This is a genomic window from Enterobacter sp. QK-SA4, assembly GCF_056856775.1.
On the sequence record NZ_JBXFXH010000007.1, the window covers coordinates 776,371 to 797,816 of the forward strand.

The following is a 21,446-nucleotide window of genomic DNA, read 5'->3' on the forward strand; positions in this document are numbered from 1 at the left end:
CTGGGTAATGACTCAAAATTATTGATAGTGTTTTATGTTCAGATAATGCCCGATGACTTTGTCATGCAGCTCCACCGATTTTGTGAGCGACAGCGACTTCCGTCCCAGCCGTGCCAGGTGCTGCCTCAGATTCAGGTTATGCCGCTCAATTCGCTGCGTATATCGCTTGCTGATTACGTGCAGCTTTCCCTTCAGGCGGGATTCATACAGCGGCCAGCCATCCGTCATCCATATCACCACGTCAAAGGGTGACAGCAGGCTCATAAGACGCCCCAGCGTCGCCATAGTGCGTTCACCGAATACGTGCGCAAACCGTCTTCCGGAGCCTGTCATACGCGTAAAACAGCCAGCGCTGGCGCGATTTAGCCCCGACGTATCCCCACTGTTCGTCCATTTCCGCGCAGACGATGACGTCACTGCCCGGCTGTATGCGCGAGGTTACCGACTGCGGCCTGAGTTTTTTAAGTGACGTAAAATCGTGTTGAGGCCAACGCCCATAATGCGGGCGGTTGCCCGGCATCCAACGCCATTCATGGCCATATCAATGATTTTCTGGTGCGTACCGGGTTGAGAAGCGGTGTAAGTGAACTGCAGTTGCCATGTTTTACGGCAGTGAGAGCAGAGATAGCGCTGATGTCCGGCGGTGCTTTTGCCGTTACGCACCACCCCGTCAGTAGCTGAACAGGAGGGACAGCTGATAGAAACAGAAGCCACTGGAGCACCTCAAAAACACCATCATACACTAAATCATTAAGTTGGCAGCATCACCGATTTTTTAAACATATAAAATACCATCAATGAAGTGATTAAGAAGTTATAGAGTAACAGAGAATTAATAAGATTCTTTTCTCTGAGACGCCAGAATATTTGTTCTGGCGTCTGATTTTGAGTTTATTTGACTAATGAAAATAGATCATTGAGTGATTCGCTCATCGACGGATGAGTAAATATCTGATCGCGTAATATGCTATAAGGCAGCCCGGCATCCATCACCATTTTCACTATATTGATCATCTCGTGGGAGTCAATACACAGCAGTGATGCTCCTAATATACGTTGGGTTTTATTATCAACAATCGCTTTTAATACCCCACGGGTATCGTTCATCACTCTGGCGCGCGGAATTGCAGCTACAGGCAATGTCACCACCTGAATATCAGCACCACTCTCTCTGGCTTGTTCTTCTGTCATACCAACCCTGGACAGGGGCGGTGTCATAAATACGGAATAAGGCACATTTTTCCGATCATCAGTACTACGTTTGCCTTCACCCAGTAACTCATCACGTACAATGCGGTAATCATCCAGTGATATGTAAGTAAATTGCAGCCCGCCGGTAACATCTCCCATCGCCCAAATATTGTCTGCGGTGGTATGTAATCGCTTGTCAACGACAATTGCCCCGCGCTCGTTTACTGCGATACCGGCATTTTCTGGATGTAACGAAGCGGTAGCCGGTTGACGACCGGAAGCTATTAACAGTGCATCCACCGCCAGTTGGGCGTGCTCGCTATGCACTTGCACTTGATTTTCATGGTGACTGATTCGCTCCACATGGGCATTGAGGATAATATCGACGCCCTGATCGCGTAAAATCGTCGCGATATTATCAGCAATATCCCGATCTTCCCGAGGCAAAAACAGCGAAGCTGCCTCTAAAATGGTTACTTTGCTGCCAAAATTAGCGAACATAGAGGCGAACTCAACGCCAATATATCCGCCGCCCAAAATACCTAAATGCCCAGGCAATTCTTTTAGATTAAGTAATCCGGTGCTGTCATATACACCAGGCGTGGTGGTAATTCCAGGAATTGGCGGAACCACGGCTTGTGCACCGGTATTAATAAAAATTTTCTCGCCATGAATCTCCAAATTTCCCTCAGGCCGATGAACACGCAGGCTATGATTATTGATAAACTCCGCCTGGCCGTCGATCACGTCGATATTGGGCATATCCGCAAGATTATGAAAATTCTTATTACGTAAAAAATTAACCACTTCATTTTTACGCTGTATGGCACGGACAAAATCTGTGTGCTGCTGTGCGTCATGAACCAATGTTTTGGTTGGGATACAGCCGATATTAATACAGGTCCCGCCATACATTGCATTTGATTGTTCGATGAGAGCCACACGCCAACCTGCTTTTGCCAGCGTGACGGCTAATGTTTTTCCAGCCTTGCCAAAACCAATAATAACTGCCTGATATTTATTCATGATGATTTCCTGTCGAAACGCGTTCATTTGACATCATGACTATAGACGCAAAAGGTGATGCTGCCAACTTACTGATTTAGTGTATGATGGTGTTTTTGAGGTGCTCCAGTGGCTTCTGTTTGGCTTTGTTGAATAAATCGAACTTTTGCTGAGTTGAAGGATCAGATCACGCATCTTCCCGACAACGCAGACCGTTCCGTGGCAAAGCAAAAGTTCAAAATCACCAACTGGCCCACCTACAATAAAGCCCTCATCAACCGTGGCTCCATAACTTTCTGGCTGGATGATGAAGCTATTCAGGCCTGGTATGAGTCGGCAACGCCTTCATCACGGGGAAGACCTCAGCGCTATTCTGATCTCGCCATCACCACCGTTCTGGTCATTAAACGCGTGTTCAGGTTGACCCTGCGGGCTGCACAGGGTTTTATTGATTCCATTTTTACACTGATGAATGTTCCGTTGCGCTGCCCGGATTACACCAGTGTCAGCAAGCGCGCAAAGTCGGTTAATGTCAGTTTCAAAACGCCCACCCGGGGTGAAATCGCGCATCTGGTGATTGATTCCACCGGGCTGAAGGTCTTTGGTGAAGGCGAATGGAAAGTCAAAAAACATGGCCAGGAACGCCGCCGTATCTGGCGAAAGTTGCATCTGGCAGTTGACAGCAACACACATGAAATCATCTGTGCAGACCTGTCGCTGAACAATGTGACGGACTCAGAAGCCTTCCCGGGTCTTATCCGGCAGACTCACAGAAAAATCAGGGCAGCATCGGCAGACGGCGCTTACGACACCCGGCTCTGTCACGATGAACTGCGGCGTAAGAAAATCAGCGCGCTTATCCCGCCCCGAAAAGGCGCGGGTTACTGGCCCGGTGAATATGCAGACCGTAACCGTGCTGTTGCGAATCAGCGGCTGACCGGGAGTAATGCGCGGTGGAAATGGACAACAGATTATAACCGTCGCTCGATAGCGGAAACGGCGATGTACCGGGTAAAACAGCTGTTCGGAGGTTCACTGACACTGCGTGACTACGATGGTCAGGTTGCAGAGGCTATGGCCCTGGTACGAGCGCTGAACAAAATGACGAAAGCAGGTATGCCTGAAAGCGTGCGTATTGCCTGAAAACACAACCCGCTACGGGGGAGACTTACCCGAAATCTGATTTATTCAACAAAGCCGGGGAGAGCATGAAAATGATGGATATGAGCGGTCACGATCAGGCCGCAATGTCCCATGAAATGATGCAAAACGGCAATTCTGCTGCCCATCAGGACATGGCTGAAATGCATAAAAAAATGATGAAATCCAAACCTGAGAACACCCAAGAAACTGCTAAGCCATTTTCCGAAATGAACGAGCATGAGAAAGCCGCTGTTGTGCATGAGAAGGCGAATAATGGTCTATCTTCCGTTATTCATCAGCAGCAGGCTGAAAAGCATCGCAGCCAGATCACCCAGAATTAACCCGCAGCTCCACTTGTCAGACCCTCATTTGACGCCGAAGTCACTGGCTTACGCTCCCGTCCGGGAGCGTTTTTTTCCCATATATCAAACTTTAACTCTGAAGAGGTGGAAGTATCTGACCAACACTGTCACGTAACGCCAGATAACTACAAAAACACCTCAGGTGAACGTAAGCGTTAAGTGAGCGCCGTATTGACGGCTATTTATTGGTGAGATCTACGTTCCATGGCAGCAGTTCGGCCACTTTGTTGATGGGCCACTCCGGCAATACGCTCAGGATATGGCGAAGGTAACCCTCTGGATCGATACCGTTCAGCCTGCACGTTCCGATCAGACCATACAGCAGGGCACCACGTTCACCACCATGATCACTGCCGAAGAAGATGTAGTTTTTCTTGCCCAGACAGACCGCTCGTAGCGCGCGCTCAGCAGCGTTATTATCCGGCTCTGCCAGACCATCATCGCAGTAGTAACACAGGGCATCCCACTGGTTCAGTGCATAAGCGAACGCCTCGCCTAACCGGGATTTTTTCGACAGAGTGGCACTTTTCTCCACCAACCAGTCATGCAGGGATATCAGCAACGGTTAACTTCGGGACCGTCTGGCGGCCAGCCGCTGAGATGCCGGAAGGCCGCGTATTTCCTCTTCTATCGCGTATAACTCACTGATGCGCTTCAGAGCCTCCTCTGCTGTGGCCGTCCGGGTGCTGATATAGACGTCATGGATTTTGCGCCGCGCATGAGCCCAGCATGCCGCTTCTGTCAACGGGCCACCTTCACGCTCTGCGCTGAACAACCTGTCGTACCCTGCGAAGGCATCTGCCTGCAGCACGCCATGATAGTGCCGAAGATGTTGCTGAGGGTGTTTCCCCTGTCGGTCCGGTGAGAAGGCGAACCATGCCGCTGGCGGATCTGATGAACCCGCGCTTCTGTTATCACGGACATATGTCCAGATACGCCCGGTTTTCGTCTTCTTTCTGCCCGGCGCCAGCACGGGCACCGGAGTGTCATCCGTATGCAGTTTGCGGCAGTCCATCACGTAGTGGTAGAGGGCTTCATCCAGCGGGGCCATTAACCGGCAGCACGCATCCACCCAGTTGGAGAGCAGCGCACGACTCAGATCCACACCCTGACGGGCAAAGATTTCGCACTGGCGATACAGCGGCAGGTGTTCACAGTATTTGGCCGTTAACACGCGGGCCAGCAGACCCGGCCCGGCGATGCCCCGGTCGATAGGACGTGAGGGCGCTGGCGCTTCAACGACGCAGTCGCATCGGGTACAGGCCTTTTTCACCCTGACCGTGCGGATCACTTTCAGGGCGCTGGAGACCAGCTCCAGTTGCTCCGCGCTGACTTCGCTGAGATAGGCCATATCACTACCGCAACCAGGACAGCTGGTTTCAGCTGGCTCCAGTCTGTTTATTTCGCGGGGAAGATGTTCCGGTAACGGGCGACGATGACGGGACTGGCGCAACTGACGCGGAACCTGCTGATCATTGTCCCGGCCGTTGTAACGATCGCTTTGCTGCTCCTGCTGTTTCAGCAGGGCTTCGGCTTCTTCGACCTGCCGGCGTAGCTTTTCTGAACGGGTACCGAACAGCATTCGGCGCAGTTTTTCTATCTGAGCCCGCAGATGTTCTATTTCACGCTCTTCGTTCTCTATTTTCTCTTCTGCGCGGGCCAGCGCTGAACGCAGGAACGACTCAGTCTCAGCAACGAGACTGAGCTGGCTGTCTTTCTGGCGAAGCGCGTCTTCCAGCGCAGCGATACGGGCGAGATAGTCCTGACTCATGACCCCATTTATAATGCGGTCATGCGCTTTTTACAACATCGTCAGTGAGTTAAGGCGTGCAGTTTTAGGTTTCCGCCAGTCCAGCTTATCGAGGAGCATGGCGAGTTGTGAGCGGGTGATGGCGATTTTGCCGTCGCGTACAGCAGGCCAGACGAACTGTCCCTCTTCCAGACGTTTGGTAAACAGACACAGACCGTCAGCATCAGCCCAGAGGATCCTCACGGTGTCACCTTTACGACCACGGAAGATAAACAGGTGGCCGGAGAACGGATTGTCATCAAGAACATGCTGGACCAGTTCGCCCAGACCATTGAAGGACTTACGCATATCGGTGACCCCGGCAACCAGCCAGATACGAGTGCCTGACGGTAAGGGTATCATCGGCTCCTCCCGCTCAGCTCGCGGATCAGCGTTTTCAGAAGTGCAGGTGATAAATCCCCGGACAGACGCAGGCTGGCACCGCCGACAGTCACCTCGCATGTCATGGCCTCGCGGCAGGCTGGAGCGGCGGGTTCATAGTGCGGCTCAGCATGGTGTGACAGGACCATATCAGGCAGGACAACGGGGATAACAGAGTCTTGCTCTCTGATTGACCGTTGTATTTCATCGGGCAGAAGATGTCTGTAACGCTGGCGCCAGGTAAACAGCAGATTGTCATTAATTCCATTATCCCGCGCCAACCGGGCAACACAGGCTCCAGGCTGATATGAAGTGGTTTACTGAATTTGGCCACCTGAACAGAGGTGATATGCTCACCTCAGAACAACACAGGTGTCATAATGAAAAAAAGAAATTTCAGCGCAGAGTTTAAACGCGAATCCGCTCAACTGGTCGTTGACCAGAACTACACCGTGGCAGATGCAGCCAGCGCTATGGATGTCGGCCTTTCCACAATGACGCGATGGGTGAAACAATTACGTGATGAACGGCAGGGCAAAACACCAAAAGCCTCCCCCATTACCCCGGAACAAATTGAAATCCGTGAGCTCAGGAAAAAGCTACAACGTATTGAAATGGAAAATGAAATATTAAAAAAGGCTACCGCGCTCTTGATGTCAGACTCCCTGAACAGTTCTCGATAATCGGGAAACTCAGGGCGCGTTATCCTGTGGCCACTCTCTGCCATGTGTTCGGGGTTCATCGCAGCAGCTACAAATACTGGAAAAACCGTCCTGAAAAGCCAGACGGCAGACGGGCTGTATTACGCAGTCAGGTACTTGAACTGCATGGCATCAGCCACGGCTCTGCCGGAGCAAGAAGCATCGCCACAATGGCAACCCAGAGAGGTTACCAGATGGGGCGCTGGCTTGCTGGCAGACTCATGAAAGAGCTGGGGCTGGTCAGTTGCCAGCAGCCGACTCACCGGTATAAGCGTGGCGGTCATGAGCACGTTGCTATCCCGAATCATCTTGAGCGACAGTTCGCCGTAACGGAACCAAATCAGGTGTGGTGCGGTGATGTGACCTATATCTGGACGGGTAAGCGCTGGGCGTACCTCGCCGTTGTTCTCGACCTGTTCGCAAGAAAACCAGTGGGCTGGGCCATGTCGTTCTCGCCGGACAGCAGGCTCACCATGAAAGCACTGGAAATGGCATGGGAAACCCGTGGTAAGCCCGTCGGGGTGATGTTCCACAGCGATAGTAATAATGCCGATGTCAGTCTTTACCACCACTTAGTTTGCCGTTTAACCAGATTGGTGTGATTACTGATGCAGTGAAGACCTTCCCGCATCCTGACTCACACAGCGATCGACCTTTTGTGTCCTGCCCTGGACCCGTCGGTTGCCGGAAGCGCCTTCATGCGAGGCATCTCCTCACCGATGCGCGTGACTCAAGAAGGGCCTGACGGCTTGTCTCGTTACTGTCCTGTCCAGGTTATCTGTCTGGAGATTCAACTCTGTTTCCTCACAGGAGCTCTGTCATGGTTGATAAAGTTACCGAAGCTGCCGTTGTGGGTGGCGTGGATACACATAAAGATTTGCACGTTGCCGCTGTCGTAGATCAGAACAATAAAGTCCTTGGGACTCAGTATTTCTCCACAACACGACAAGGTTACCGGCAGATGCTGGCATGGATGACCTCGTTTGGGACATTAAAGCGAATTGGTGTTGAGTGCACAGGTACCTATGGTTCCGGTTTGCTTCGTTATTTTCAGAACGCCGGGTTAGAAGTTCTTGAGGTGACTGCTCCAGACCGGATGGAGCGACGCAAACGGGGTAAAAGTGACACAATTGATGCTGAATGTGCCGCTCATGCAGCATTCTCAGGCATCAGGACAGTTACTCCCAAAACGCGTGATGGCATGATTGAGTCCCTGCGGGTATTAAAAACTTGCCGAAAAACAGCAATATCAGCCCGCAGAGTCGCTCTCCAGATTATCCATTCAAATATTATCTCTGCCCCGGATGAATTACGTGAACAGCTCAGAAATATGACGCGCATGCAGCTCATCAGGACCCTGGGTTCCTGGAGACCTGATGCCAGTGAATACCGCAATGTAACCAACGTTTATCGCATTTCATTAAAGTCCCTTGCCCGACGCTATCTCGAGTTACATGACGAAATCGCTGATCTGGATGTCATGATTGCGGCAATTGTCGACGAGTTGGCACCTGAGCTGATTAAACGTAATGCTATCGGATACGAAAGCGCTTCACAGTTGCTGATCACTGCCGGAGACAATCCTCAACGGTTAAGATCAGAATCAGGATTTGCGGCACTGTGTGGTGTCAGCCCGGTCCCCGTTTCTTCTGGAAAAACGAACCGTTACCGACTTAATCGTGGTGGAGATCGTGCTGCAAATAGTGCACTTCACATCATCGCCATCGGACGCTTACGAACTGACGCAAAAACAAAGGAATATGTCGCCAGGCGTGTAGCCGAAGGACATACAAAAATGGAAGCGATACGCTGTCTAAAGCGATATATCTCCCGCGAAGTTTACACGTTACTGCGCAATCAAAACAGGCGGATCAACAGTATCCCGATAACAGCTTGACTCTTAGAAGGGCGTCCAGGGCAGCCAGTACGGCAGTGACGACTGGCAGCGCTTCTACCGGGCCAATAACCTGGCGCCGAGCATGAGCCGGCGTGGCAACTGCTGGGATAATGCGGTGGCCGAATCGTTCTTCAGTTCGCTGAAAAAAGAACGGATCAGAAAACGCATATATAAAACCAGGGATCTGGCCCGGGCGGATCTTCGATTACATTGAAGTCTTCTATAACCGGTCCCGGCGCCACAGCCACCTCGGCGGCGTCAGTCCGGAGGCCTTCGAACAGGCCTCGTCGTGAGGACAGGATTTGTCTACAGGCGTGGGGTCAGTCCAAACTATAGGGCAGGATCGTCTACCGGGGCGGGGTCAGTCCATCAACGGCTCGGAAGTGTCTAGATTATCCGTGGCTATTCACCGGGGCAAACAGGCCGATCAGGAACGACATAAGAAAGTTCTGTATTACCGACAGGTCAAGAAACTGAGCATAAGAGAAACTGCTGAAGCCACCAGTTACAGTACATCTCAGGTCTGCAGGGTTCAGGCCCTGTTCAGGCCTGAAAATTAAGCACATTTTCTGAGGCTGGAAATCAACTCATGCTGACAGCCTGAGCCTGTTGGCATGGTAAGCAATGTGCTCACCAATAAAGCTGGAAATGAAATAATAGCTGTGGTCGTATCCAGTATGATATCGGAACGACGCATTGAGGTTCATCTCATTGCATACTCTCTCAAGGATTTTGGTGCGCAGTTGCTCTTCATAAAAGGCGTCACTCAGCCCCTGATCAATGAAGATTTCTGGTAATTTTTCACCCTGTAAAATGAGGCTGACTGGATCGTAGGCTTCCCACGTTTTTCTGTTTTCACCCAGGTAAGCGCTAAATGCCTGTTGCCCCCATGGCACCTGAGAAGGCGATACTATCGGGGAAAATGCTGATACGCTCACATATTCACCAGGATTTCGCAGAGCCAGCACCAGAGCACCCAGCCCTCCCATAGAATGACCGGATATAGATTTTCTTGCCGTTGCAGGAAAATGATTCATGACGACATCCGGAAGCTCTCTGAGAATATAGTCATACATCCTGTAATGAACATTCCACGGCTGTTCCGTCGCGTTCAGATAAAAACCGGCCCCCTGGCCAAGATCGTAACTGTCGGCATCCGGGACATTATTACCCCGGGGACTGGTATCCGGGACAACAACGATGACGTTATGCCGGGCTGCATAATGCTGCATACCTGATTTGGTGATGAAATTCTGCTCAGTACAGGTCAGGCCCGACAACCAGTATAGTACCGGCAGTTTTTCTGTTACTGCTTTGGGAGGAAGATACACACCGAAATTCATTTCACAATTAAGGGATTGTGAATAATGCCGGTACACGTTTTGCCAGCCGCCAGAGCTGGCATGCTGCTCAATGAGTTCCATCAGCCGTTATCTCATGGTTATTTCCCCTGACCGAAGCCAGGGGAAGTATCTTTAAATCCGGACGTCAGATAAACGTATACGCCGTGATTTTGTTACCCGCCGGATCCCGCAGGTAGGCAGCATAGGCCCCGGGAAGGTGACCACGCGGGCCAGGTTGACCTTCATCAGCTCCACCGGCGGCAAGGCCGGCAGCATGGAAAGCATCAACCTCTTCCGGGGTGGCAGCAGCGAAGCCGACAGTCACCCCGTTAGCGGAAGGTGCTTCACCGTTGCCCGGACGGGCAATGATAAATGCCGGCTTTTCGCGGCCATAGAGTACCCAGCCGTTGCCAAACGGGCCGAGGTTATTGATACCAAGCGTGCCCAGGACGACATCGTAAAATGCGGAGGATTTCTCGACATCGGCTGCGCCAATGAACACATGAGAAAAGATGCCGTCACCAGAAATTACCGGAGTTGTCATTTTCCACTTCCTTCAGTTTGAGTTGATTAAAATTCTGATGGGATCAGTAATGAATCACTGTCCGGATAGATTTGCCTTCATGCATAAGCTCGAAGGCGTCATTGATTTCATCCAGTGTCATCGTATGGGTTACAAATGGCTCAAGGTCAATATCCCCCTTCATGGCATCCTCGACCATACCGGGGAGCTGAGTGCGGCCTTTTACTCCGCCAAACGCGGAACCTTTCCATACGCGCCCGGTGACCAGCTGGAAAGGACGGGTGGAAATCTCCTGTCCGGCCCCTGCGACACCAATGACAACGGACTGCCCCCACCCACGGTGAGCACTTTCCAGCGCTGCACGCATGACGTTAACGTTACCGATACATTCAAAGGTATGGTCAATACCCCACTTGTTGATATCCAGCAGAACATCTTTAATCGGTTTGTCATAATCATTCGGGTTAATGCAGTCAGTGGCCCCGAACTGACGGGCCAGGTCAAATTTTGTCGGATTAGTATCGATAGCGATAATACGTCCCGCTTTTGCCTGACGGGCCCCCTGTACCGCAGCCAGACCAATTGCCCCCAGACCAAAAATGGCAACTGAATCGCCCGGCTGCACTTTAGCCGTGTTATGGACGGCGCCAATACCGGTAGTCACGCCACAACCCAACAGGCAGACGTGTTCATGGTTCGCCTCCGGGTTAATTTTTGCCAGAGAAACCTCGGCCACAACGGTGTATTCACTGAATGTGGAACATCCCATGTAGTGGTAAAGAGGCTGACCGTTGTATGAAAAGCGAGTGGTCCCGTCAGGCATCAGTCCTTTGCCCTGAGTCTCGCGAACCGATACACAGAGGTTCGTTTTACCGGACTGGCAGAATTCACACTCCCCGCATTCAGCGGTGTAGAGCGGAATAACATGGTCACCCGGCTTCACACTGGTGACGCCTTCACCAACTTCAACGACGATACCGGCTCCCTCGTGGCCGAGAACCACCGGGAAAACGCCCTCAGGGTCATTCCCTGAGAGGGTAAAGGCATCGGTATGGCAGACACCTGTGTGGGTGTTTTTAATCAGCACCTCGCCTTTTTTAGGCGGAGCAACATCAATTTCAACAATCTCCAGGGGCTTCCCTGGTGCAAATGCAACAGCGGCACGTGATTTCATACGTAATATATCCTCAATGTAATAATGGCCTCACCTATTTAAGATAGGCACGAACCAGCTCAATCGTATCGTCAACTGATTTACTGACTTCATGACTGTAGCTGTCATTCTGGTCAAAGGTTTCCCGTATGTGGCTCTCCAGCACCTCTGCCATCAGTCCGTTAGCGGCGCCCCGGACGGCGGCGATTTGCTGGAGAACGGAACGGCATTCAGCGCCACTTTCAAGTGCTCTTTCCAGAGCATCAATCTGACCCCGGATACGGCGAACCCGGGTTAGGACCTTTTTTTTCTCTTCAGGAGTACTGGGCATTGCTTACCTCACTGCTCTGTATTTCTTATACTATAGGGGAGTATTACATTAAGATCAACACATACCCCACTATAGTATAATAAATATATCAGAGCACCGGTAATGACTCCAACTTACTGATAGTGTTTTATGTTCAGATAATGCCCGATGACTTTGTCATGCAGCTCCACCGATTTTGAGAAAGACAGTGACTTCCTGCCCAGCCTTGCCAGATGCTGCCTCAGATTCAGGTTATGCCGCTCAATGCGCTGCGTATATCGCTTGCTGATAACGTGCAGTTCTCCCTTCAGGCGTGATTCATAAAGCGGCCAGCCATCCGTCATCCATACCACGACCTCAAAGGCCGACAGCAGGCCCAGAAGACGCTCCAGCGTGACCAACGTGCGTTCACCGAATACGTGCGCCACAACCGTCCTCCGTATCCTGTCATACGCGTAAAACAACCAGCGCTGGCGTGATTTAGCGCCGACGTAACCCCACTGTTCGTCCATTTCCGCGCAAACAATAACGTCACTGCCCGGTTGTATGCGTGAGTTTACCGACTGCGGCCTGAGTTTTTTAAGTGTCGTAAAATCGTGTTGAGGCCAACGCCCATAATGCGTGCACTGGCGCGACATCCGACGCCATTCATGGCCATATCAATAATTTTCTGGTGTGTACCGGGCTGAGAGGCGATGTAAGTGAACTGTAGCTGCCATGTTTTACGGCAGTGAGAGCAGAGATAGCGCTGATGTCCGGCAGTACTTTTACCGTTACGCACCACGCCTTCAGTAGCTGAACAGGAGGGACAGCTGATAGAAACAGAAGCCACTGGAGCACCTCAAAAACACCATCATACACTAAATCAGTAAGTTGGCACCCTTACCCTGTATAGGTACTCTCTGTTTTTCGTGGCCTGCCTCGCCCACGAATTTCGCCAGTCATGACTTTGCTCCTGCATTTTATTAACGGAAAAGAATAAGTGATTTTGCGCGGAGGCTTCAATCAGTTTATCCCCGGCGGTGACGAGGTGGCCACCTATGCCGACTGGACAGGGGACTGACTATTGCCATAACGCCATCGCAGGTTGCTTCAGTAAACCTGCTAATCCCGTACAATGGCGAATTCGCTATATCCGCTTCTCGCACTTAGCTGCCATAAATCGGCCAGGCAATCACAGGTCATTTCTGTCTCGCAAAGAAGGTGCCGTTTCTGCTTTGCGTTGACACCCCTAAATATTAGAATTAAAAGGAGAGAGTTACTGGAAAAAGGCAGCGGAGGCAGTGACAATCGTGGCTTGAAGCCACTACTCGATGGATGCGGACATGTAGTTGGCGTCATTCGACAAAACTAGCAAACTTCTAATAGTCACCATTTCTCCCGTCTGGCGGGAGTGCTGTCAAATGCCCCCCTCATCTCTGTGTGGGAAATGAAGGGTGAAGGGGAAATAGATGACAGCGTTATTTCTACGCCCAGAATACTGAATACCTTGTACAGACGATCAATACTGGCGCTAGCAGGGTTTGCTTCCAGGCGGGCATAGGTTTGCTGCGTTACGCCAAGCCTCTCAGACACATCTTTTTGCGTGAAGCCCTTGATTTTGCGAAACCCGATTAGCACAGGTCTGAGCTGGTTCAGCGTTTTTATCGGGAACTGATTATTCATAAGTGACCTGCCTCGCAGACTGAGTAGGGAGTACCGCCCTGTAATACAGCAGGTAAGGTGTATTTTGTGTTATACAGACTATAGGCTGTAAAACCTTTATTGAAAAGATGCTGATGTTCCAGGGGCATGCCGAGCATGGACGATTTTCTGCGGGGCGGTATTTCGCTACGGGGGAGATTGCGTTCGGGCAATGTACCGGTGTAAAAAACGTCAATTTTTCAAAACCGCTGTTATCGGGATAAGCTGAAAACTCCGAAGGCAGACACAGCCACGAATAATGTCAGACTTAAGCTCTGTAGCTGTCTTCTTTTGCCTGTAAATAACGTCTAGTTTGACTCTGATGAAGGCTGTACCAGGCAGAGAACATGTCACTCTCGGGGCCGGATGATAAAATGTGTTCAACTGGCTGGGCAGGGTAATAGCGAAGAACGTTCTCTGAAATTCGATTCAGCTCAGCGTAACGTGCGCTGTAGGTATGTATAATCCATTGCATCAATTTTGCATCCGTATTATTCGCAGATTACACACAAGAAGCTTAACAATGGCTGAAAGAGTGAGCAGGGATATGTAACAAAAACAAGGGCTTCAAGATGAACTGGATAAAACCGGAGCAGAGCAAGCCCTGTTCCGGTTTGTCAGGCTTTGGAATTTCTTCCAGGCCCCTGCAGCTAGTCACAACAAACACATTAATGTTTTCATTGCTTCAATTCAATATTATTGTGGCTTTGTTGAATAAATCGAACTTTTGCTGAGTTGAAGGATCAGATCACGCATCCTCCCGACAACACAGACCATTCCGTGGCAAAGCAAAAGTTCAGAATCACCAACTGGTCCACCTACAACAAAGCTCTCATCAACCGTGGCTCCCTCACTTTCTGGCTGGATGATGAGGCGATTCAGGCCTGGTATGAGTCGGCAACGCCTTCATCACGAGGAAGGCCCCAGCGCTATTCTGATCTCGCCATCACCACCGTTCTGGTGATTAAACGCGTATTCCGGCTGACCCTGCGGGCTGCGCAGGGTTTTATTGATTCCATTTTTGCCCTGATGAACGTTCCGTTGCGCTGCCCGGATTACACCAGTGTCAGTAAGCGGGCAAAGTCGGTTAATGTCAGTTTCAAAACGTCCACCCGGGGTGAAATCGCACACCTGGTGATTGATTCCACCGGGCTGAAGGTCTTTGGTGAAGGCGAATGGAAAGTCAGAAAGCACGGCAAAGAGCGCCGTCGTATCTGGCGAAAGTTGCATCTTGCTGTTGACAGCAACACACATGAAGTTGTCTGTGCAGACCTGTCGCTGAATAACGTCACGGACTCAGAAGCCTTCCCGGGCCTTATCCGGCAGACTCACAGAAAAATCAGGGCAGCCGCGGCAGACGGGGCTTACGATACCCGGCTCTGTCACGATGAACTGCGCCGCAAAAAAATCAGCGCGCTTATTCCTCCCCGAAAAGGAGCAGGTTACTGGCCCGGTGAGTACGCAGACCGCAACCGTGCCGTTGCTAATCAGCGGCTGAGCGGAAGCAATGCACGGTGGAAATGGACAACGGAATATAACCGTCGCTCGATAGCGGAAACGGCAATGTACAGAATGAAGCAGTTGTTGGGAGATTCACTGACGCTGCGTGACTACGATGGTCAGGTAGCGGAAGCTATGGCCATGGTGCGTGCGTTGAACAGGATGACAAAGGCTGGGATGCCAGAAAGCGTGCGTATTGCCTGAAAATCCAGCCAGCTACAGGGTCGTTCGCACGAAATCTTATTTATTCAACAAAGCCTATTATTGTGTGAAAGGGATTCCATCGAAATCGGCTTATGCATGCTTAAAACTAAACTGCCCCGGCTGCAGTCATTTGGTTGCTGTGGGCTCTGTACTGTGTCTAATAGTGAAAGAATCTTACGTTATAACGAAGGAAATTGCTGAATGACTCTACGATTGCAGACGGAATCACCCGCTGACCAGGATATGTTTAGAGGCAGCAGTCATGAAAAAGTTGCAGAGAATGTGGCTCAGATCATCAGGACACCTGATGTCAATATTATTGGTCTGGAAGGTGAGCTGGGTTCAGGTAAGTCAACAATATTGAAGTTCCTGCAGAAAAAGCTTAAAGATGATTTTACGTTCATTAACTTTGATGCAGAACGTTACCATCATGGCTCAACTAAAAAAGCGCTTATCGATGTCATCCACCACGGGGTCAGCCTACAATGTCCGGGCTCCCGGGATGTGTTGGATAAGTATAAAAATCTGGCTCTGGGTAACATCGTTGAATACGACAAGAGGGTCAGCAGCAGGCTAAGCTGGTTGACCGTCGTTTTTATTTTACTGTCATTGCTTTCCGTGCAGATGCTTCGTTATGTGCTAACAGACCTTAATCAATATTTTACTAACAAGGAGTCATTATTAGGGTGGCTTTTTTATGTTGAGGTGGCCGCGTTTCTTTCTCCTGCCATTATGGTCGCAGGACTGGCATGCCTGCAGAACATGGAATGGTACAGAAAGAAAGGGTATTCGAGTATTGGTGATTTGTTCAAACGCAACAGTACTGACAGGATTGAAGAGACTTGGCTAGTTAATAAGGAGGTCGGAGCTATTGAGCTGGCTGAAGCTCTGCAGGGATTTACCTCCAAAGAGGTCATTTCCCATGGAGATCGCTTCATCCTTATCATTGATAATCTGGACCGAATCAGTGCAGACAAAGTGAAAGAGCTCTGGAGTGATATGGAGCTTATTGCCGGAGCCACTCATGAACACTTCAGGATAGTGGTGCCCTATTCGGCAAGACAGGTTTCAGCCTCACTTTCTGTGGCGGGTTTCAGCGGGCGTGAGTTTATTGCAAAGCGGATTCCTGTAAGTTTTCAGGTTCCTCCTCTTATTTCGGCAGGATGGCAGGAAGCGTTAAGGCAGTACTGGAAAGAAACAGTAAATGAGGATGCAGGGATAGCGTGCCGGGAAGCAACGGTGTTGCTTGAGCGCTGGAAACCCTCTGAGTATCCTCGTATCACACCGCGATTAATGAAGAAGTTTGTTAATGATATTCATATTCTGAACCTTACCGTTCCTGCAACAGAAGATCATCGCCATATTCTTATTGCTCTCTACTTACTGGTGGTCAGATACGGGGAGCGAGATATTAAAGTATTACTTCGCGATCCCAAAGCTAGTCAGACCGAACCCGGTATTGCTCCGGATGATTTTGACGAGATGCTCTCGCTAACTTATCAACAAATATCCCGAATTTTTAATAACGATACAGAAAGATGGAGCGAATTTCTGATGAGCATCCACTATCAGTCCACGGTGGAGCTTGCCAGGAGCGAGTTGCTTGATACGCCTCTTAAAGACGCGATTGGTGCTATAAATATCCCACGGCTTGAAGAACTGACGGCCTTGTGGGGTTTCGCTGAAGCATGGCAGCGAGTGGCACCACATATTCAGATGCGAGACTGGCTGGTTTCTTATAGCCGGATGGATGAGAAGTGTCAGGCTCTCGCCGAACCGCAACTCAAAGTCGCAGTGCAAATGCTGAATCAGAGTTATGCTGTTTCACTCAGAGAAAAGAATGATGAAGGTTTCGTATTGAGTCTGCAGAAACTGATGGCTGACGGGCGGATAAGCCTAGAGCCTTTCGTCGAAAGGCAAATATCGTTTATTGTGAGTAAACTTGATGAAATTCAGGATTCAGAAAAATTGGAGGCTGAATCCACGAAGACGTTGCTGCAGGAAGCTGATTCATACTCTGTTCTGGCCGGTGAATCACTACTGAATAAAATGGAGAATTTTGTAGATGGCGTATTTTATGTGGAATACCTTGTCAATAATGAAGAGACCTTGTCAAACCTGAAAATTGGCACACTAGATATCGGAAATCACGGTCGGGAGGAGATGTTACGCTATGGAGCTGAGCAACCTCAGATAGACCTTTTTAATCCGGGAATTATCCGGCATATCAATATTGCATCGAAGGCGGTACAGAACGTAATTGGAAAGAATGATGGTACAGGTGGGGCTCAGGTTAGCTCTGCAATAATGACGCTTAAAAATCGTCAGGTTGTTGAGGACGTTATCCATTTCAGAAAAATTGTTCTGAGCCCGGACTGGAATAATAATGTTTTAAATCAATATTATCTTAATAATACGGCGACGAGGAATCTCTTCCCTGCGGAATTTGCTGCACAGGCTGTTGCTCACATGGTGCTCCATGGTAACTATGCCGGTATCGAGTCGTACAGTGAACATATTGGTGAGGAACGGTTTGACCTGGCTTTGGCTGCATATCTTCGTTATCTACGTACTGCCGAGAGTATCTTTATAGCACTTAAGGATAAAAATGTTCTGCCGTACATCAAAAATGCTGTTGGCAGGATTGTTGATTTAGGTCTTCTGGTGAATATACCTGTCCTGAGCTTTGTTAAAGGTCAGTATGACGTCATCAAAGAAGCTACAAATGCAACCTCTCTTTTAATATTTGTGCGAGAGCGTCAAAAAGCACTGTCAGAGAAAATAATTGAGTCTGATGTGAATGCTATGGGTCCAGTATTTCTCCATGACGTATATCAGTCAGGTGAGCAGTTTGATATTTTGAAGAAAAAGCTGAACGCCCTGGCATGTGGAGTATTTAGTTCTTCTGAAAGGCTTATTGAGTGTTTTACGGTTCTTCCTGTGAACATGCGCTTTATCCTTGAACAAATGCAACTTCAGGGGCAGCATATCCGGATGGAAGGTAGTGTGGGTATCTTTGCATCATGGTTCCGTGATGCAGAGCCAGACGTTGTCACAAATGCCGAGAACATTCATTTTCTGTGGTCTTGCCTCGACGATACCCAGAGAGAGACTGTACTTGATGAGTTGCACGATGTCTTACTTGAAAGACATATTCGTATTGACAGCCGTATTGCGATTATTACCCGTTTTCATAATGAGTTGTCGTTTATTGAACCTGAGAAGGCCGTTGAACGCAGGGCTATTGCGGCGCTGTTTAGCGCTTCTGTTGATAATGTATTATTGTCTCAATGGCTTGACCGTCAGACGTTTTCATTTTCATCATGGTCTCCGGAGGACGCCCGTACGGCAACGAGTTGTATAATGAATAACTCGGAGATTTTTCCTCTCATCTGCAGGAATTCACAGTATATTAAAAACAGAATGTTACCAGAGAAAGCGGACGTTACAGAAGATAGTGATACGTTTCCGGACTGAGTTCGTTCTTTAAATCCTATACCTGAAGACCACAGCGGTGGTCTTTGGGAGTTTTTTTATTGCCTGATATACATTAAGCATGTTATATCTTGCTAAGAAATAATCATTCAGGGATTAATCATAACTACTGAAGTTATGTTGTGTTCTTTTCTTTTAAAAATAAATTATTCAGATTTATTTTCTATTGATTTAATGAGGTAGGGAATGACAGAAAGTGCTTTGCTTTTGCGAGAGGCATTTAATGAATCGGTTAACTATATGACATGGTCTTTTTATTCACTGATAACTGCTTACGTTTCGATGGCTTTTTATGATAGAGTTGAGGTTAAGACCCGAATAAATAATTATCTGAATAAGTTACTTTTCGTGATTGCTATGTCCGTTTTTATCCCAAATATGTACTTTGTTTCAATGGTGTTCAGTCAGAAGTTAGGCACCGCAGCTGGCGTTGCGTCATTCATTATTGGGCTACTTTTCATGATGTTAAACTCGGCACCTGTAATTACTGGTATCGTACAGCAGCGCAAAGATTGAGTTTTATGAGGGCTTTGTTGAATAAATCGAACTTTTGCTGAGTTGAAGGATCAGATCACGCATCCTCCCGACAACACAGACCATTCCGTGGCAAAGCAAAAGTTCAGAATCACCAACTGGTCCACCTACAACAAAGCTCTCATCAACCGTGGCTCCCTCACTTTCTGGCTGGATGATGAGGCGATTCAGGCCTGGTATGAGTCGGCAACGCCTTCATCACGAGGAAGGCCCCAGCGCTATTCTGATCTCGCCATCACCACCGTTCTGGTGATTAAACGCGTATTCCGGCTGACCCTGCGGGCTGCGCAGGGTTTTATTGATTCCATTTTTGCCCTGATGAACGTTCCGTTGCGCTGCCCGGATTACACCAGTGTCAGTAAGCGGGCAAAGTCGGTTAATGTCAGTTTCAAAACGTCCACCCGGGGTGAAATCGCACACCTGGTGATTGATTCCACCGGGCTGAAGGTCTTTGGTGAAGGCGAATGGAAAGTCAGAAAGCACGGCAAAGAGCGCCGTCGTATCTGGCGAAAGTTGCATCTTGCTGTTGACAGCAACACACATGAAGTTGTCTGTGCAGACCTGTCGCTGAATAACGTCACGGACTCAGAAGCCTTCCCGGGCCTTATCCGGCAGACTCACAGAAAAATCAGGGCAGCCGCGGCAGACGGGGCTTACGATACCCGGCTCTGTCACGATGAACTGCGCCGCAAAAAAATCAGCGCGCTTATTCCTCCCCGAAAAGGAGCAGGTTACTGGCCCGGTGAGTACGCAGACCGCAACCGTGCCGTTGCTAATCAGCGGCTGAGCGGAAGCAATGCACGGTGGAAATGGACAACGGAATATAACCGTCGCTCGATAGCGGAAACGGCAATGTACAGAATGAAGCAGTTGTTGGGAGATTCACTGACGCTGCGTGACTACGATGGTCAGGTAGCGGAAGCTATGGCCATGGTGCGTGCGTTGAACAGGATGACAAAGGCTGGGATGCCAGAAAGCGTGCGTATTGCCTGAAAATCCAGCCAGCTACAGGGTCGTTCGCACGAAATCTTATTTATTCAACAAAGCCTTTTATGAGTATAGTCAGTTGGGTTTTCATCTGTTTTATCAGACTTAGAAAAATGAAATCTTTCAATTCATTGATTTTAAACGCAAAAAAATTTCTAAATGATCAGAATTATAGGGTGCTCGCTCTGCTCCATTACCGAGCACGAAGGCCGTATTATCCAGAGCCGCTCTGAAGATTCGATCATCAATGAGATCGAAGCTATTCGCGACTCGGTGCCGGGCTTTACCGGCGTGATTTCCGACCTTGGCGGCCCAACCGCGAACATGTACATGCTGCGCTGCAAGTCGCCGCGCGCGGAGCAAACCTGCCGTCGCCTCTCCTGCGTCTATCCGAGCATTTGCGAGCATATGGACACCAACCACGAGCCGACGATCAACCTCTACCGCCGCGCGCGCGACCTGAAGGGCATCAAGAAGATCCTGATCGCGTCCGGGGTACGTTACGACATCGCCGTGGAAGATCCGCGCTACATCAAAGAGCTGGCGACGCACCACGTCGGCGGCTATCTGAAGATTGCGCCGGAGCACACCGAGGAAGGCCCGCTGTCGAAAATGATGAAGCCGGGCATGGGCAGCTACGATCGCTTTAAAGAGCTGTTCGATACCTATTCAAAGCAGGCGGGTAAAGAGCAGTATCTGATCCCATACTTCATCTCCGCCCACCCGGGCACGCGCGATGAAGACATGGTGAACCTGGCGCTGTGGCTGAAGCAGCGTCGCTTCCGTCTGGATCAGGTGCAGAACTTCTATCCGTCACCGCTCGCCAACTCGACGACCATGTATTACACCGGCAAGAACCCGCTGAGTAAGATTGGCTACAAGAGTGAAGAGGTGGTGGTGCCGAAAGGGGATAAACAGCGTCGTCTGCATAAAGCGCTGCTGCGTTACCACGATCCGAAAAACTGGCCGCTGATCCGTCAGGCGCTGGAAGAGATGGGTAAAAAACACCTGATCGGATCGCGACGCGACTGTCTGGTACCGGCCCCGACGCTGGAGGAGATGCGCGAAGCGCGTCGCCAGAACCGCAATACGCGCCCGGCGCTGACCAAGCACACGCCGATTGTGTATCAGCGTTCGAACGGTAATTCGAGTGTGAAGAAGCCCGTGAAGCGCAAAGCGTAAATAAAAAACCCCGGCAAGCCGGGGTTTTTTATGTCGACACGTAGGCCGGGTAAGGCGAAGCCG

The 21,446-nt window shown here is 49.8% G+C and carries 15 protein-coding genes and 8 pseudogenes; 11 read left to right on the forward strand and 12 right to left on the reverse strand.

The annotated features are described in order from the left end of the window. Nucleotides 1–18 precede the first annotated feature (18 nt). The 3 genes and pseudogenes from AC1VYI_RS05345 to rclA all read right to left on the reverse strand — a co-directional run bounded on the left by AC1VYI_RS05345 (nucleotide 19) and on the right by rclA (nucleotide 2,217). Nucleotides 19–520: pseudogene (locus AC1VYI_RS05345) on the reverse strand (IS1 family transposase). Further along, nucleotides 439–714, reverse strand: a complete 276-nt coding sequence (locus AC1VYI_RS05350) for an IS1-like element transposase (protein ID WP_000179213.1) — start codon at nucleotides 712–714, stop codon at nucleotides 439–441. The pseudogene AC1VYI_RS05345 and the gene AC1VYI_RS05350 overlap by 82 nt, the downstream one beginning before the upstream one ends. A 177-nt stretch (nucleotides 715–891) precedes the next feature. Further along, a complete protein-coding gene (gene rclA / locus AC1VYI_RS05355) occupies nucleotides 892–2,217 on the reverse strand; it encodes a reactive chlorine resistance oxidoreductase RclA (RefSeq protein ID WP_007896426.1) in 1,326 nt (441 codons plus the stop codon). 153 nt (nucleotides 2,218–2,370) lie between these two features. On the opposite strand from rclA, the gene AC1VYI_RS05360 reads away from it, so the two are divergent. Continuing rightward, nucleotides 2,371–3,339, forward strand: a complete 969-nt coding sequence (locus AC1VYI_RS05360) for an IS5-like element IS903B family transposase (protein ID WP_022649395.1) — start codon at nucleotides 2,371–2,373, stop codon at nucleotides 3,337–3,339. A 56-nt stretch (nucleotides 3,340–3,395) separates the two neighbouring features. Further along, nucleotides 3,396–3,680 (forward strand): annotated as a pseudogene (locus AC1VYI_RS05365) (copper-binding protein); the annotation flags it as partial. A gap of 199 nt (nucleotides 3,681–3,879) precedes the next feature. On the opposite strand, the pseudogene tnpC reads toward AC1VYI_RS05365, so the two are convergent. The 3 genes and pseudogenes from tnpC to AC1VYI_RS05380 all read right to left on the reverse strand — a co-directional run. Then, nucleotides 3,880–5,472 (reverse strand): annotated as a pseudogene (gene tnpC, locus AC1VYI_RS05370) (IS66 family transposase). Nucleotides 5,473–5,502: 30 nt separating this feature from the next. Beyond that, nucleotides 5,503–5,853, reverse strand: coding sequence for an IS66 family insertion sequence element accessory protein TnpB (tnpB, locus tag AC1VYI_RS05375; protein WP_016151369.1), 351 nt, complete (start codon nucleotides 5,851–5,853; stop codon nucleotides 5,503–5,505). Beyond that, a pseudogene (locus AC1VYI_RS05380) lies at nucleotides 5,850–6,170 on the reverse strand (IS66-like element accessory protein TnpA); the annotation flags it as partial. The pseudogene AC1VYI_RS05380 and the gene tnpB, both read right to left, overlap by 4 nt. An 81-nt stretch (nucleotides 6,171–6,251) precedes the next feature. On the opposite strand from AC1VYI_RS05380, the pseudogene AC1VYI_RS05385 reads away from it, so the two are divergent. The 4 genes and pseudogenes from AC1VYI_RS05385 to AC1VYI_RS05400 all read left to right on the forward strand — a co-directional run. Further along, nucleotides 6,252–7,120 (forward strand): annotated as a pseudogene (locus tag AC1VYI_RS05385) (IS3 family transposase); the annotation flags it as partial. A gap of 272 nt (nucleotides 7,121–7,392) precedes the next feature. Next, nucleotides 7,393–8,469: an IS110 family RNA-guided transposase gene (locus AC1VYI_RS05390; protein ID WP_000227969.1), complete on the forward strand. Its 1,077-nt coding sequence runs from the start codon at nucleotides 7,393–7,395 to the stop codon at nucleotides 8,467–8,469. A gap of 16 nt (nucleotides 8,470–8,485) precedes the next feature. Beyond that, nucleotides 8,486–8,762, forward strand: a pseudogene (locus AC1VYI_RS05395) (IS3 family transposase); the annotation flags it as partial. Nucleotides 8,763–8,876: 114 nt separating this feature from the next. After that, nucleotides 8,877–9,029: pseudogene (locus AC1VYI_RS05400) on the forward strand (recombinase family protein); the annotation flags it as partial. Nucleotides 9,030–9,056: 27 nt separating this feature from the next. Here the strand turns inward: AC1VYI_RS05400 and fghA are convergent. The 6 genes from fghA to AC1VYI_RS05430 all read right to left on the reverse strand — a co-directional run bounded on the left by fghA (nucleotide 9,057) and on the right by AC1VYI_RS05430 (nucleotide 13,463). After that, complete coding sequence (gene fghA / locus AC1VYI_RS05405; protein WP_012561110.1) at nucleotides 9,057–9,893, reverse strand: S-formylglutathione hydrolase; 837 nt, start codon at nucleotides 9,891–9,893, stop codon at nucleotides 9,057–9,059. Nucleotides 9,894–9,957: 64 nt separating this feature from the next. Then, nucleotides 9,958–10,356 carry a VOC family protein gene (locus AC1VYI_RS05410; protein ID WP_012561111.1) on the reverse strand — a complete coding sequence of 133 codons (399 nt, stop codon included), beginning with the start codon at nucleotides 10,354–10,356 and terminating at the stop codon, nucleotides 9,958–9,960. 43 nt (nucleotides 10,357–10,399) lie between these two features. Further along, nucleotides 10,400–11,509 (reverse strand): S-(hydroxymethyl)glutathione dehydrogenase, encoded by a 1,110-nt coding sequence (frmA, locus tag AC1VYI_RS05415; protein WP_017384070.1) that lies wholly within the window; start codon nucleotides 11,507–11,509, stop codon nucleotides 10,400–10,402. A 34-nt stretch (nucleotides 11,510–11,543) separates the two neighbouring features. Next, nucleotides 11,544–11,819: a formaldehyde-responsive transcriptional repressor FrmR gene (gene frmR / locus AC1VYI_RS05420; RefSeq protein WP_017384071.1), complete on the reverse strand. Its 276-nt coding sequence runs from the start codon at nucleotides 11,817–11,819 to the stop codon at nucleotides 11,544–11,546. A gap of 113 nt (nucleotides 11,820–11,932) precedes the next feature. Next, a protein-coding gene (locus AC1VYI_RS05425) for an IS1 family transposase (RefSeq protein WP_223479951.1) occupies nucleotides 11,933–12,630 on the reverse strand; the annotation gives its coding sequence in 2 pieces (ribosomal slippage) (nucleotides 11,933–12,381 and nucleotides 12,381–12,630; 699 coding nt in all). Nucleotides 12,631–13,166: 536 nt separating this feature from the next. Beyond that, nucleotides 13,167–13,463: a helix-turn-helix transcriptional regulator gene (locus tag AC1VYI_RS05430; protein WP_017384073.1), complete on the reverse strand. Its 297-nt coding sequence runs from the start codon at nucleotides 13,461–13,463 to the stop codon at nucleotides 13,167–13,169. 753 nt (nucleotides 13,464–14,216) lie between these two features. Between AC1VYI_RS05430 and AC1VYI_RS05435 the strand changes: the two genes are divergently transcribed. The 5 genes and pseudogenes from AC1VYI_RS05435 to AC1VYI_RS05455 form a co-directional block, all read left to right on the forward strand. Further along, entirely contained in the window at nucleotides 14,217–15,185 is a 969-nt protein-coding gene (locus tag AC1VYI_RS05435; RefSeq protein WP_000654811.1) for an IS5 family transposase, read from the forward strand. A gap of 201 nt (nucleotides 15,186–15,386) precedes the next feature. Then, nucleotides 15,387–18,662 (forward strand): P-loop NTPase fold protein, encoded by a 3,276-nt coding sequence (locus tag AC1VYI_RS05440; protein WP_021242119.1) that lies wholly within the window; start codon nucleotides 15,387–15,389, stop codon nucleotides 18,660–18,662. Nucleotides 18,663–18,866: 204 nt separating this feature from the next. Continuing rightward, nucleotides 18,867–19,196, forward strand: a complete 330-nt coding sequence (locus AC1VYI_RS05445; RefSeq protein ID WP_000140246.1) for a hypothetical protein — start codon at nucleotides 18,867–18,869, stop codon at nucleotides 19,194–19,196. A 42-nt stretch (nucleotides 19,197–19,238) separates the two neighbouring features. After that, nucleotides 19,239–20,207 (forward strand): IS5 family transposase, encoded by a 969-nt coding sequence (locus AC1VYI_RS05450; RefSeq protein WP_000654811.1) that lies wholly within the window; start codon nucleotides 19,239–19,241, stop codon nucleotides 20,205–20,207. Nucleotides 20,208–20,375: 168 nt separating this feature from the next. After that, nucleotides 20,376–21,383 (forward strand): annotated as a pseudogene (locus AC1VYI_RS05455) (DUF3362 domain-containing protein); the annotation flags it as partial. Between the last annotated feature and the right edge of the window lie 63 nt (nucleotides 21,384–21,446).

Excerpts from the sequence above, each read along its gene's own strand:
- AC1VYI_RS05430 (WP_017384073.1), bottom strand. The coding sequence starts at position 13,463 with ATGAATAATCAGTTCCCGATAAAAACGCTGAACCAGCTCAGACCTGTG.
- AC1VYI_RS05410 (WP_012561111.1), bottom strand. The coding sequence starts at position 10,356 with ATGACAACTCCGGTAATTTCTGGTGACGGCATCTTTTCTCATGTGTTC.
- frmA (WP_017384070.1), bottom strand. The coding sequence starts at position 11,509 with ATGAAATCACGTGCCGCTGTTGCATTTGCACCAGGGAAGCCCCTGGAG.
- tnpB (WP_016151369.1), bottom strand. The coding sequence starts at position 5,853 with ATGATACCCTTACCGTCAGGCACTCGTATCTGGCTGGTTGCCGGGGTC.
- AC1VYI_RS05390 (WP_000227969.1), top strand. The coding sequence starts at position 7,393 with ATGGTTGATAAAGTTACCGAAGCTGCCGTTGTGGGTGGCGTGGATACA.
- AC1VYI_RS05440 (WP_021242119.1), top strand. The coding sequence starts at position 15,387 with ATGACTCTACGATTGCAGACGGAATCACCCGCTGACCAGGATATGTTT.
- frmR (WP_017384071.1), bottom strand. The coding sequence starts at position 11,819 with ATGCCCAGTACTCCTGAAGAGAAAAAAAAGGTCCTAACCCGGGTTCGC.
- rclA (WP_007896426.1), bottom strand. The coding sequence starts at position 2,217 with ATGAATAAATATCAGGCAGTTATTATTGGTTTTGGCAAGGCTGGAAAA.
- AC1VYI_RS05445 (WP_000140246.1), top strand. The coding sequence starts at position 18,867 with ATGACAGAAAGTGCTTTGCTTTTGCGAGAGGCATTTAATGAATCGGTT.
- fghA (WP_012561110.1), bottom strand. The coding sequence starts at position 9,893 with ATGGAACTCATTGAGCAGCATGCCAGCTCTGGCGGCTGGCAAAACGTG.